The organism is Brevibacterium sp. AGC70, from assembly GCF_057334195.1.
This window is the reverse complement of the sequence record NZ_JBHFIH010000009.1, coordinates 269,236-281,893: the sequence shown is the minus strand read 5'-3', so window position 1 is coordinate 281,893 and position 12,658 is coordinate 269,236. Positions and strand designations below refer to the sequence as shown.

Annotated in this window: 8 protein-coding genes; 6 read left to right on the top strand and 2 right to left on the bottom strand. The window is 61.9% G+C overall.

All coding sequences use genetic code 11. The features are described from left to right. Window positions 1-142: 142 nt before the first annotated feature. A complete protein-coding gene (locus ACE03M_RS06765) occupies window positions 143-601 on the bottom strand; it encodes a PaaI family thioesterase (protein WP_143921763.1) in 459 nt (152 codons plus the stop codon). 41 nt (window positions 602-642) lie between these two features. Between ACE03M_RS06765 and polA the strand changes: the two genes are divergently transcribed. Next, the gene (polA, locus tag ACE03M_RS06760) at window positions 643-3,309 is read left to right on the top strand and encodes a DNA polymerase I (protein WP_485933237.1); all 2,667 of its coding nucleotides are present in this window, start codon (window positions 643-645) and stop codon (window positions 3,307-3,309) included. 269 nt (window positions 3,310-3,578) lie between these two features. Here the strand turns inward: polA and ACE03M_RS06755 are convergent, their stop codons facing one another. Further along, a complete protein-coding gene (locus tag ACE03M_RS06755; protein WP_143921761.1) occupies window positions 3,579-4,418 on the bottom strand; it encodes a class I SAM-dependent methyltransferase in 840 nt (279 codons plus the stop codon). A gap of 204 nt (window positions 4,419-4,622) precedes the next feature. Here ACE03M_RS06755 and rpsA point away from each other — a divergent pair, with 204 nt between their 5' ends. The 5 genes from rpsA (at window position 4,623) to ACE03M_RS06730 (ending at window position 12,615) form a co-directional block, all read left to right on the top strand. Next, window positions 4,623-6,110: a 30S ribosomal protein S1 gene (rpsA, locus tag ACE03M_RS06750; protein WP_069600240.1), complete on the top strand. Its 1,488-nt coding sequence runs from the start codon at window positions 4,623-4,625 to the stop codon at window positions 6,108-6,110. A gap of 46 nt (window positions 6,111-6,156) precedes the next feature. Further along, window positions 6,157-7,977 carry a hypothetical protein gene (locus tag ACE03M_RS06745; protein WP_485933236.1) on the top strand — a complete coding sequence of 607 codons (1,821 nt, stop codon included), beginning with the start codon at window positions 6,157-6,159 and terminating at the stop codon, window positions 7,975-7,977. 9 nt (window positions 7,978-7,986) lie between these two features. Further along, window positions 7,987-9,147: a dephospho-CoA kinase gene (gene coaE, locus ACE03M_RS06740; RefSeq protein ID WP_143921759.1), complete on the top strand. Its 1,161-nt coding sequence runs from the start codon at window positions 7,987-7,989 to the stop codon at window positions 9,145-9,147. 65 nt (window positions 9,148-9,212) lie between these two features. After that, window positions 9,213-11,345: an excinuclease ABC subunit UvrB gene (gene uvrB / locus ACE03M_RS06735; protein ID WP_143921758.1), complete on the top strand. Its 2,133-nt coding sequence runs from the start codon at window positions 9,213-9,215 to the stop codon at window positions 11,343-11,345. 202 nt (window positions 11,346-11,547) lie between these two features. Further along, window positions 11,548-12,615, top strand: coding sequence for a TerC family protein (locus tag ACE03M_RS06730; protein ID WP_143921757.1), 1,068 nt, complete (start codon window positions 11,548-11,550; stop codon window positions 12,613-12,615). The last annotated feature ends 43 nt before the right edge of the window (window positions 12,616-12,658 follow it).

The window sequence follows — 12,658 nt, the reverse complement described above, 5'->3', positions numbered from 1 at the left end:
CCCCCGGCCTCCTTCGTGTGATGCAGTCACTGCCCTGCACATCACATCGCCGGCAGATCGCACTGGCTTGCAGATCGCACTGGCTTGCAGATCTCACCGGCTTGCAGATCTCACCGGCTTGCAGATCTCACCGGCCTGCAGATCATTTGGGTTCGGTTTTGAGGATCATGTTCGTGATTCGCACGATTGAGAGGAGCCGGCCGGCGGCATCTGTCATCTTCACCTCGTGGGACACGATCGTGCGTCCCCGGTGGAGCACCTCGGCGCGGCCGGTCACTGTGCCGTCCCTCGCCGCACGCAGATGTGTGGCATTGAGATCGACGCCGACGACGTTCTTCCCTCCGGAGATGAGGAACGAATGCATCGAGGCCAGGGATTCGGCGAGCACAACATGGCCGCCGCCGTGGAAGAGGCCCATGGGCTGAGTGTTGCCCGCTACCGGTGCGGTGCCCGTGACGTGGTCGTGAGTCAGCTCTGTGAACTCGATCCCCATCTTCGCCGCCAGATCACCGACTGCGTCGGGGGCGTTGAGCTGGCCAAGCAGCTGCCGGCACTGCTCTTCGGTGGTCTCCGCAGTCAATGATGCGTCCGGTGTGAACATCGTTCTCCTTCATGTCAGTTTTGAACGATAGGCTATGCCATGTGACTCAAGTAAACGAATCCCTCCTGCTCATCGATGGACACTCTCTGGCCTACCGGGCATTTCATGCCCTGCCGGTGGAGAACTTCGCCACCAGCACCGGCCAGTCGACGAACGCCATCTACGGTTTCATTTCGATGCTCATCAATGTTCTCAGGGACGAGTCGCCCAGCCATGTGGCCGTGGCCTTCGACCTGGGACGTCAGACGTTCCGTCTCGAAGAGTATCCGGAGTACAAGGCTGGCCGTGCCAAGACACCACCGGAGTTCCACCCTCAGATCGACCTGATCAAGGACATCGTCATCGCGATGGGGATCACTGTGGTGACCAAAGAGGGCTTCGAGGCCGACGATGCGCTGGCGACCATGGCCCGCATGGGCACCGAGGCTGGAGCCAGCGTCGAGGTGATGACCGGAGACAAGGACTCGTTCCAGCTCTCCAATGAGTCTGTGACGATCCTCTACCCCAAACGCGGCGTCAGCGACCTCAATCGCATGACACCGACCGCGATCGAAGAGAAGTACGCGGTGACTCCCGCGAACTACCGCGGACTCGCTGCTCTGGTGGGGGAGAAGGCCGACAACCTTCCCGGAGTTCCCGGGGTCGGTGACAAGACTGCGGCGAAGTGGCTGACGTCTTATGGTGACCTGCCCGGAGTGCTCGCGAACGCGGAATCGATCAAGGGCAAGGTCGGTGAGAAGCTTCGCGATCACGTCTCTGAGGTCGAACGCAACTTCAGACTCAATCGCCTCCTCGACGATGTGGACCTGGACCTGACTTACGCCGACCTGAAATGGGGCGAGGGCGACCCGAGCGAACTTTCGAGCCTGTTCGACCAGCTGGAATTCCAGGCGCTCGGCAAACGACTGAGTGCGATCTTCGGTGAGGAAGCCGTACCAGAGGAAGCTGCCGGACCCGCCCGCGAAGTCTCCGTTGAGACTCTCGATGTTCCGGGCCTGCTTGAGAAGATAGCTGATTCCGATGTGCTCGCTCTTGACTCCGACGCGCGTTACGAACTCGGGCACGGCGATGTTCGAGTCCTCGCTGTTTCCGGCACGCCGGAGGAAGCCTGGGTCGTCGACCTCGCTGAGGCGGGGGAGACAGCCGTTGCGAAACTGAGTTCGGCGCTGCGGACGAAGACCCTCATCCTGCACAGCGCGAAGACGCAGATCAAGGCCTGGCGCTCACTGGGCCTCGAGGTCGATGACGTCGCCGGTGACACGGCTCTGGCCGCCTACCTCCTGGTGCCCGATCAGCGCAGCTACGAGCTGCCGCAGATTGCGCTCGAACGTGCGGGCATCGAATTGAGCGAGCCGGGAAGCGACAGCGGACAGCTGGCCCTCGACCTCGACTCGGACCAGACGACTCTGACACACGGATATAGGGCTGCCGCGCTGCTTGAAGTCCACGAGATTCTGGCACTGGCAATCGATGCAGCGAACATGAGCCAGGTCTACCGCCACATCGAACTGCCGCTGGTTCCGGTGCTGGCCAAGATGGAATTGGCCGGCATCGCAGTCGATGAAGCGGGTCTGTCCGGGCTCATCGATGAGTTCACCAAGCAGGCGGAGGAAAGCGCGAAGCTCGCCTATGAGGCGATCGGCCATGAGGTCAACCTCGGATCGCCCAAGCAGCTGCAAGCCGTGCTCTTCGACGAACTCGACATGCCCAAGACGAAACGTACGAAGACCGGATACACCACCGACGCCGATGCGCTGGCGGAGCTGTTCATCAAAACAGAGCATCCGTTCCTGCAGCATCTGCTGGCCTACCGTGATTCGACGAAGCTCAAGCAGACCGTCGTGGGTCTGCTCAAGACCGTGGCCGAAGACGGTCGGATCCACACAACCTACCAGCAGACCGTTGCCGCGACAGGCCGACTGTCCTCGCTCGACCCGAATCTGCAGAACATTCCGGTGCGCACAGAATCGGGGCGGCGTATCCGTGAGATCTTCATCTCCGACCCAGAGATCGAAGGCTCTCGGCTCCTGACGGCCGACTACTCACAGATCGAAATGCGCATCATGGCCCATCTTTCCGGCGATGCCGCACTGATCCAGGCCTTCAAGGACGGCGAGGATCTGCACTCCTACGTCGGTTCGAAGGTCTTCGGAGTCGGCATCGACGACGTGGACTCCGCAATGCGATCGAAGGTCAAGGCCATGTCCTACGGACTGGTCTATGGGCTCTCCGCCTATGGCCTGTCCCGACAGCTGGCGATCGGTGTGGACGAGGCGAAGAACCTCATGGAGCAGTATTTCGAGCGCTTCGGCGCGGTCAAGGACTACCTCGACGAGATCGTCGAACAGGCTCGAGCCAACGGCTACACGGAGACCATCATGGGTCGTCGGCGGTACCTGCCGGCCCTGCACAGCGACCGGCGGCAGCTGCGGGATATGGCCGAACGTGCGGCCCTCAACGCCCCGATCCAGGGATCGGCCGCCGACATCATGAAGATTGCGATGCTCAAGGTCAGCGACCGCCTCGGCGATCTCAAGTCGACCGTCCTGCTCCAGGTCCATGACGAAATCATCGTCGACGTCCACCCTGACGAGGTCGACTCAGTAACGTCGATTGTGACCGAGGAGATGGGATCAGCCTTCGAGCTCGACGTGCCCCTCGACGTCAACGTCGGCACCGGAGTCTCCTGGCACGACGCAGCTCACTGACGCAGTACTCAACCAGACTCGGAAGTGGACTTCTCGCGGAGGTGAACCTCACGCGGAGGTGAACTTCACGCGGAGGTGAACTTCACGTGGAAGTGAACTTCACGCGGAAGTGAACCGGAATTCATTGTGCGATTACGTTCGAGAATGCTGCTGTGGGCGACCGTAATCGCACAGTGAACGCAGGTTCAGGGCGAAGTGAGGTCCACGAAGAGGTGCTGTGCTCGGCAGTTCGCGGCGGAGACCCTGGCGGGTGCGCAGCGGTGCGGGACTCAGTCCTTGTTCAGAGTGGTGGAGAAGATGACGGTGCCGGGCATGAGCGAACCGCGCAGGGGAGACCAGCCGCCCCAGGCGGTCTGGTTGGACTCCGGCCATTCCGGCTCCGTCACCGAATCGATCGTGAAGCCGGCCGTGACCAGCAGATTCACCCAATCGCCCATTGTCCGGTGGTGCTCGGCGTAGACCGGTTGCCCGTCCGCGGAGATCTCCACGTACGGCGTGCGGTCGAAGTATGAGTACTCGACGGTCAGTCCCGCTTCGCCGGGCACATCGGGAAACATCCAACGCAGCGGGTGGGTGGTGGAGAAGGCCCACCGTCCGCCCGGTCGAAGCACACGAGCGACCTCGGAGAAGACGACATCGGCGTCCTTCACGAAGGGCAGCGCACCGTAGGAGGAGAACCCGACATCGAAGCTGTTCGACGCGAACGGCAGCTGTCGGGCATCGGCGTGGAGGAATGTCGGGGGAGTGGCATCGTTGCTGAGCGGGTGTTCGCGCTGGAGCCTGGAGGCCTGCTCGAGCATGCCTGAGGACACGTCGACACCGGTCGCGATCGCCCCTTCCTCGGCCAGCCAGCGCGAGCACTGTCCGGCGCCGCAGCCGACCTCGAGGATCTGCCTGCGAGCGACATTGCCGAGCAGATTCACATCGGATTCGCGGATTCCCTCCGGGCACCAGATGAAATCCGTGTCGCCGAGCGCACTGCCGTGCTCGGCCAGGTAATCCTCGGCGGAATTGTCCCAATAGCCCCTATTGGCGCGGACTGACGCCTCTTCATCGATGGGCAGATAGCCGCCGCTGATGACCTCGGCCTGATAACTTCCGTCGCTCATCATTCCTCCGTGGCGATCGCCATGTTCTGTTTCCGACTTCGGCGTGCATTCACGCCATGGATGATGCTAGTATTGACAACCGTATGCGCGTATGCATACATGTCCAAAATCGTAATCGAGACCGGATCCAGTTCTCGGGCTGTTTCACAGCATCGCCTCAGAGTATCGGATCTGGACCATAATTCCATCGGAGTCCCAACCTATATGACCACCACCACGCCGGAATCGGTGCAGCCGAAGCAGGTCGCTGTCAACGACATCGGAACCGCTGAGGACTTTCTCGCCGCAGTCGACGAGACGATCAAGTACTTCAACGATGGCGACATCGTTGAGGGCACCGTCGTCAAGGTCGATCGCGACGAAGTGCTCGTCGACATCGGATACAAGACGGAAGGCGTCGTCCTTTCGCGAGAACTCTCCATCAAGCATGATGTCGATCCCGGCGAAGTTGTCGAGGTCGGGGACGAAATCGAAGCCCTCGTTCTTCAGAAGGAAGACAAAGAAGGCCGACTCATGTTGTCCAAGAAGCGTGCGCAGTACGAGCGCGCCTGGGGCGACATCGAAAAGATCAAGGAAGACGACGGTGTTGTCACCGGTACCGTCATCGAGGTTGTCAAGGGCGGCCTGATCGTGGACATCGGTCTGCGCGGCTTCCTGCCTGCTTCCCTCGTGGAGATGCGTCGTGTCCGCGATCTGGCTCCTTACATCGGCCAGCAGGTCGAGGCCAAGATCATCGAACTGGACAAGAACCGCAACAACGTCGTTCTGTCTCGTCGCGCATGGCTCGAGCAGACCCAGTCCGCGGTCCGCCACGACTTCCTGCAGACCCTCCAGAAGGGCCAGGTCCGTCCCGGCGTCGTGTCTTCGATCGTCAACTTCGGTGCATTCGTCGACCTCGGTGGTGTCGACGGACTCGTTCACGTCTCCGAACTGTCCTGGAAGCACATCGATCACCCAGGTGAGGTCGTCACCGTCGGTGACGAGGTCACCGTTGAGGTGCTCGACGTCGATATGGATCGCGAACGCGTCTCCCTGTCGCTCAAGGCGACTCAGGAAGACCCATGGCAGCACTTCGCTCGCACCCACGTCATCGGCCAGATCGTTCCCGGCAAGGTCACCAAGCTGGTTCCGTTCGGTGCGTTCGTGCGCGTCGAAGACGGCATCGAAGGCCTCGTCCACATCTCCGAACTCGCAGTTCGCCACGTGGACCTGCCGGAACAGGTCGTCTCCGTTGACGAGACCATCTACGTCAAGGTCATCGACATCGACCTCGAACGCCGCCGCATCTCGCTGTCGCTGAAGCAGGCGAACGAGGGCGTCGACCCCGAGGCCGACGAATTCCTCGACCCTGCCCTCTACGGCATGCCGCAGGAATACGACGAAGACGGCAACTACAAGTACCCAGAAGGCTTCGATCCCGAGACCAACGAGTGGATGGAAGGCTTCGATTCACAGCGCGAGGTCTGGGAGCAGCAGTACGCTGCCGCTCAGGAGCGTTGGGAAGAGCACAAGAAGCAGGTCGCCAAGGCCATCGCTGCGGATGCCGAAGCAGGCTCCGAAGAGGCCGGCAGCGCTCCTGCCGAAGCTGCACCAGCCACCGGATCGTTCTCCTCGGAAGAGGCAGGCGACGAAGGAACACTGGCCAGCGATGAAGCTCTCGCAGCTCTGCGTGAGAAGCTTGCAGGCAGCTGATAACAGCACTCACAAGGGCTCCCGGTCGATTGATCGGGAGCCCTTTGTGTATGCATCCACTCTGCGACAGCGAGCCCGACCATGGCTGTGGTACGCGCTGCTGCTCACTGTCGCCAGCATCTGCGTGTTCGGGCAGGTCGCCGCCGATCCCGGAGGGCAGGTGGCCGCCGGCAACGACGACTCGTCACTCTTCATCTGGTGGCTCGGGCATGCGGCAGACATCGTCGCCACCCAACTGGGCTTCGGCACCGACGGAACCCCATCGGGAACAGCGAACGGGTTTCTCTACACGGAGGCGATGAACACCCTCAACGGTGGTGTCAACGGTGCCTGGAACACGTCCCTGGCCGGACTGGCCCTGATTCTGACCCCCGTCACCTGGGCGGCCGGACCCATCGTCAGCTACAACCTGCTGATCATCTCCATCCCGGTCCTGGTCAGCCTCGCGACCGCGGCACTCTTCACGCATTTCCTGACCCGAATCCCCGCCTTCGTCGCAGCCGGCGGTGTTGGCTTCTCCAGCTACGTGATCGCCCAGACTTCAGGCCATCCCAACCTCGCATTCGCCGTGGCACCACCGCTGGTGGCACTCATCATCATCCGACTGCTGTTTCGCGCGCCCTCGTCTGTACTCTTCAACCGTGAGTTCTGGACGCTGAGCCTCGGCCTGGGAGCTGTCCTGGGATTCCAGTTCTACGTCTCCACCGAGGTCCTCGCCGGCACCTTCATCGCCGCGCTGTGTCTGCTGGCGGGCATCGCCGTCTTCGGACGGAAGGCCCGGACGCTGACCAGCTGGGTGCGGTTGGCGCTGGGGGGTGTGCTCGGCTCCGCACTTGCCCTGCTCATCGCACTGCCCCTCCTGCTCACGATGCGCGGACCGAACGCTCCCGACGGTGCGATCAGACCGCACGGAGTATGGAACACAGACCTGCTCGATCCCATCATTCCCGCAGGTCCGACCCTTCTCGGGTTCGGTTCATCGCCGATCCCGCGCGTGATGGACATCGATGCTGCTGAGCTCGGGGCCTACGTCGGAGTTCCCGCACTCATCGCCGCTGCCATCATCGTCATCTGCCTCGTCCGCAGCCCCAGGTATGCGACGATTCTGCGCATCGCCTCGACGACGGGACTCCTGGTCTTCGTCCTGTCACTGGGCTCACCGGTCCTCTTCAACGGGGCGGCCGTCTTCGAGACCGGTCCCTTCGCGCTCGTCGAAGCCATACCGGTGCTCAACAACCTCCTTCCCATGCGCCTGGTCCTGCATTCGACGATTGCACTGTTCGCGATCCTCGGCTGCGGACTGCAATGGGCACTCGACCATATTCGGAGGCGCTTCGCCCAAGGTCTGCTGGGCCTGCTGGCGGTCGCCGCGGTCTGCGTGATTCCCGGCGTGCAGAACTCACGTGAGGTCTACGTGCCCGGCTTCTACACCGATTCCATCGCCGAGGCGGTTCCCGCCGGAGCCGTCGTCAAGACCGTGCCCCGCCCCCTGGCCTGGGCCGAACCACATGCCGATGAAGCCATGGTGTGGCAGTCTGTGAGCGGTTTCCACTATCGGGAGACGGGCGGCTACTTCATCGGTTCGAGTCCCGATGCGGCAGTGACATATGTCGCACCCGAGGACGCTCTCGACGAGCTGCTGCACGAGACGGTGTACTCGGACGCACCCTTCCCTGATCCTGACAGCAGTGAGGTCAACGCTGCCGTCGATGAGCTGCGTGGCTCAGGAGTCGACTACGTGGTCATCGCCCCGGATGCTCCGCTCCTGCCCGGCGGGCCCGGAGAATACGAGGACTTCCTCGACGCCAGTCTCGGAAGACCTTCCTTCGCCGACGACGGGGTACTGGTCTACCCTCTGAATCGCTAGGCTGAGCTCATGCTGAAAATTGGTCTCACCGGTGGAATCGGTGCAGGGAAGTCAACCGTGTCCGAGATCCTCGCCGCACATGGTGCTGTGATCATCGATGCTGACAAGATCGCCCGGGAGGTCGTCGCGCCGGGCGAGCCCCTGCTCGAGGAGCTTGCCGAGAGATTCGGTGAGGATGTCATCGCCGACGGCGGCGGGCTCGACCGGGCGCAGCTGGCAGCAGCGGCATTCGTCGACGAGGAGTCGACCCTTGCGCTGAACGCACTCATGCATCCCGCGATCCGCGACCGCACCCTCGAGCACTTCGCCAGGCATTCCGACGCCGAGGTGGTCGTCCACGATGTGCCGCTGCTGGTCGAGAATGCGATGACCCCTGCCTATCACCTCAATCTCCTCGTCGACGTTCCGTCCGACCTCCGGCTGCAGCGTCTGATGAGTGCCCGCGGCATGGACCGCGCCGATGCCGAATCGCGTATCGCACGGCAAGCCGACGACGAAGATCGCTATGCAGTCTGCGACGTGATCATCGACAATGCCGGGTCGGTCAGCCAGACGCAGGCCCGAGTTGCGCGCCTCGTCGACGACCGCCTCCTGCCGTTCGCAGCCAATCTGGAAGCTCAGCGTCGTGCGGCCCGGGGGCCGGTCGAGCTCGTCGACGCGACCGATCATGACTGGCCGATGCAGGCGCAGCGGATCATCGCGAAGCTGCACCACGGCATCGGCACACAGTTCCGCATCGACCACATCGGTTCCACAGCAGTTCCCGGCCTGGCGGCCAAGGACGTCATCGATCTGCAGCTCCTCGTGCCCGATCTCGACACCGCACGTGCACTGTCTGCCACTCTGGCCGATCTGGGATATCCGGGCGATGACGCGGTCGACAACCTCGGCGAGGGGCAGTTTGAGTCCAAACGATTCCACGCGAACACGGACCCGGGGCGGGCTGTCAATCTTCATGTCCGAACCGAGGATTCCGTCGGTGCCGTCTTCGCACGGGAATTCGTCGAACTGATGCGCACGGACTCAGCTGAACGCGAGAGGTACGCACTGGTGAAGCGAACTCTGGCCGATGACCACGCCCGCGATGCGCATACCGCGGGATACGCGGACGCGAAGGAACCGTACTTCCTGACGATGCGCCGACGGCTCGTCCCAGCAAGCTTCGACTGAGCAGTTCACAGCGGAGTCTCGGTTCAACAATTCACTGTGTCATGGGCGAGGGTTAGTGTTGGACCATGAGCTCAGAACGTCCCCTGCCAGCCATCGGCCACAGGCCCGATGTCACGCGCACAGTCGCCCCGTTCGAAGTCGTCTCCGAATACTCTCCATCCGGCGATCAGCCCACCGCGATCACCGAGATCTCGGAGCGCCTCGACCAGGGAGAGCGGGACATCGTGCTGCTGGGCGCCACCGGTACAGGCAAGTCCGCGACCACAGCCTGGCTGATCGAACAGGTTCAGCGACCAACCCTGATCATGGCACCGAACAAGACTCTGGCCGCGCAGCTGGCCAATGAGTTCCGGCAGCTGCTGCCCAACAACGCGGTCGAATACTTCGTCTCCTATTACGACTACTATCAGCCCGAGGCCTACGTCCCGCAGACCGACACCTTCATCGAAAAGGATTCCTCGGTCAACGATGAGGTCGAACGACTGCGCCACTCCGCGACGAACTCTCTGCTGACGCGGCGAGATGTCGTCGTCGTCTCCACCGTGTCCTGCATCTACGGCCTGGGCACACCGGAGGAGTACGTCGATCGGATGGTGACCCTCAAACGGGGAGAACAGTGCGACCGCGACGAGCTCCTCAAACGCTTCGTATCGATGCAGTACGCACGCAACGACATGGCATTCACGCGTGGCACATTCCGCGTCCGAGGCGACACCGTCGAGATCATCCCGCAGTATGAGGAGCTCGCCCTGCGGATCGAGTTCTTCGGCGACGAGATCGAAACTCTCCAGACGCTGCATCCTCTGACAGGCGAGATCGTCCGGGAAGAGGAGACGATCCACGTCTTCCCCGCTTCGCACTACGTCGCCGGTGAAAATCGGATGGGGCGAGCCGTCAGCGAGATCGAGAACGAACTGCAGACGCGGTTGAGCGAGTTCGAATCGCAGAACAAACTCCTCGAGGCCCAACGCCTGAAGATGCGCACCACCTATGACCTCGAGATGATGGAGTCGATGGGGTTCACCTCAGGCATCGAGAACTACTCCCGGCACATCGACGGACGTCCCGCCGGCTCGGCACCGAACTGTCTGCTCGACTACTTCCCAGAGGACTTTCTCCTCGTCATCGACGAATCCCACGTCACGATCCCTCAGATCGGCGGCATGTACGAAGGCGACATGTCGCGCAAGCGCACGCTGGTCGAACACGGATTCCGACTCCCCAGCGCGATGGACAACAGGCCACTGAAGTTCGACGAGTTCCGTGAACGCATCGGACAGGCCGTGTATCTGTCGGCGACTCCGGGCAACTTCGAACTCGGAAATGCGAATGGATACGTCCAGCAGATCATCCGACCCACTGGTCTCGTCGACCCGGAGATCGTCGTCAAGCCGACAAAGGGACAGATCGACGACCTGCTCGACGAGATCAGAACTCGCGTCGACGCTCAGGAAAGAGTCCTGGTCACCACGCTGACGAAGAAGATGGCCGAGGATCTCACGGACTACCTCCTCGAACACGATGTGAGAGTGCAGTATCTCCACTCGGACGTCGACACCCTGCGCCGAGTCGAACTTCTGACAGAGCTCAGGGGCGGCGAGTTCGATGTCCTCGTCGGAATCAACCTTCTGCGTGAGGGCCTCGACCTGCCAGAAGTCTCCCTTGTGGCCATCCTCGATGCTGACAAGGAGGGCTTCCTGCGTTCGGCCACCTCCCTGATCCAGACGATTGGTCGCGCGGCTCGCAACATCAACGGCCAGGTTCATATGTACGCCGACACCATCACACGGTCCATGCGTGAGGCCATAGACGAGACAGACCGTCGACGCGAGATACAGGTTGCGCACAACAAGGAACACGGCATCGACCCCATGCCGCTGGTCAAGAAGATCGCCGACATCACCGAACGGCTGCAGCGAGAGGACGCGGACACGCGTGAGCTCCTCACCGAATTCGACTACGGCAAGGGCAAACGCGGGTACAACTCGACGCTCACCGACGAACAGCGTCAGGCAGCAGGCACGTCCGGTTCCCTGCGCCCACCGGCAGCCGATCTGACCGAGCTCATCGAGTCCCTGACCTCGCAGATGCATACGGCGGCAGCGGAGCTGCAGTTCGAGCTCGCTGCCCGTCTCAGGGATGAACTCTCGGACCTCAAGAAGGAACTGCGGCAGATGAAGCAGGCCGGGCACGCCTGATTCGACCCACGTGCTCAGGCACAAGCATCCGCACGACTATACTGGTGTGGCTGGCGAAAGGGAGTATCCCGTCCATCCGTGCTCGTCACCACGATCCCTCAGAGGGTCCGGGCACGGAGCGCACGCCGCCACTGTCACAGTGGTCATAGCGTGGGAGAGACTTTCGGCACGGATACATCACTGACACCTTTGAAAGGCATCCATGGATATCCTGTCCTCCACACTCGCAGCAGGCGGTCAAGCCGCGGCCGGGAGTGAGTCCGCCATCCCCGCGTGGTTTATGATCACCTCTGGCATCATCGTCGTTGCGATCCTCGTCTTCGACCTGCTTCTCGTGATCAAGCGGCCCCACACTCCGTCGATGAAGGAAGCGGGCATCTGGGTCGCCTTCTACGTCGGCCTCGCCATCATCTTCGCCGGCGCGCTCTTCGCCATCGGGGACTCAACACACGGCAGTGAGTTCCTCACCGGCTGGCTGCTCGAATATTCGCTGAGCATCGACAACCTGTTCGTGTTCATCATCATCATGGGCAGCTTCTCGGTTCCGCGGAAATATCAGCAGGAAGTCCTGATGGTGGGCATCATCATCGCCATCGTCTTCCGCGGCATCTTCATCCTGGCCGGTTCCGCGATCATCACCGCCTTCGTCGAGGTCTTCTTCATCTTCGGCATCTTCCTCCTCATCGTCGCCTTCCGTCAGGCATTCAGCAATGAGGACGAAGGCGACGGAGAGAACGGTCTCATCCGACTCCTGCGCAAACGGATCAACGTCGTCGACGAGTACCACGGCAACAGCCTGCGCGTGACGATCGAGGGCAAGAAGTACTGGACGCCCATGTTCATCGTCTTCATCGCGATCGGGTCCACAGACGTCATGTTCGCCCTCGACTCGATTCCGGCGATCTTCGGCGTCACACAGAATACGTTCCTCGTCTTCACCGCGAACGTCTTCGCGCTGATGGGTCTGCGCCAGCTCTACTTCCTGCTCGGAGGACTCGTTGACAAGCTCGTCTACCTCCATTACGGAATCGCGGCTATCCTCGCCTTCATCGGTGTGAAGCTCTTCATCCATGCGCTGCACGAATCGGACTGGGAGTTCCTGTCCTGGGGCAAAGCAATCCCCGAGGTGCCCACCTGGTTGTCGCTGAGCTTCATCGTCTTTGCCATGGTGGTGGCGACACTCGCCTCGTTGGCGAAGATGAAGAAGGACGGCATCCCCATTCGCAGCTCGAACTCCAGCTCCGCGGAGTCAGACGCCTCGCAGGACTGAGCGACCGTTCCTGCTGCCGCAGGTGCGACTGTGGGGGGGGGGG

What these genes read in the sequence shown, in the direction of transcription:
- ACE03M_RS06765 (WP_143921763.1), bottom strand. Translation starts at nt 601, where the DNA reads ATGTTCACACCGGACGCATCATTGACTGCGGAGACCACCGAAGAGCAG.
- ACE03M_RS06755 (WP_143921761.1), bottom strand. Translation starts at nt 4,418, where the DNA reads ATGAGCGACGGAAGTTATCAGGCCGAGGTCATCAGCGGCGGCTATCTG.
- rpsA (WP_069600240.1), top strand. Translation starts at nt 4,623, where the DNA reads ATGACCACCACCACGCCGGAATCGGTGCAGCCGAAGCAGGTCGCTGTC.
- coaE (WP_143921759.1), top strand. Translation starts at nt 7,987, where the DNA reads ATGCTGAAAATTGGTCTCACCGGTGGAATCGGTGCAGGGAAGTCAACC.
- uvrB (WP_143921758.1), top strand. Translation starts at nt 9,213, where the DNA reads ATGAGCTCAGAACGTCCCCTGCCAGCCATCGGCCACAGGCCCGATGTC.
- ACE03M_RS06730 (WP_143921757.1), top strand. Translation starts at nt 11,548, where the DNA reads ATGGATATCCTGTCCTCCACACTCGCAGCAGGCGGTCAAGCCGCGGCC.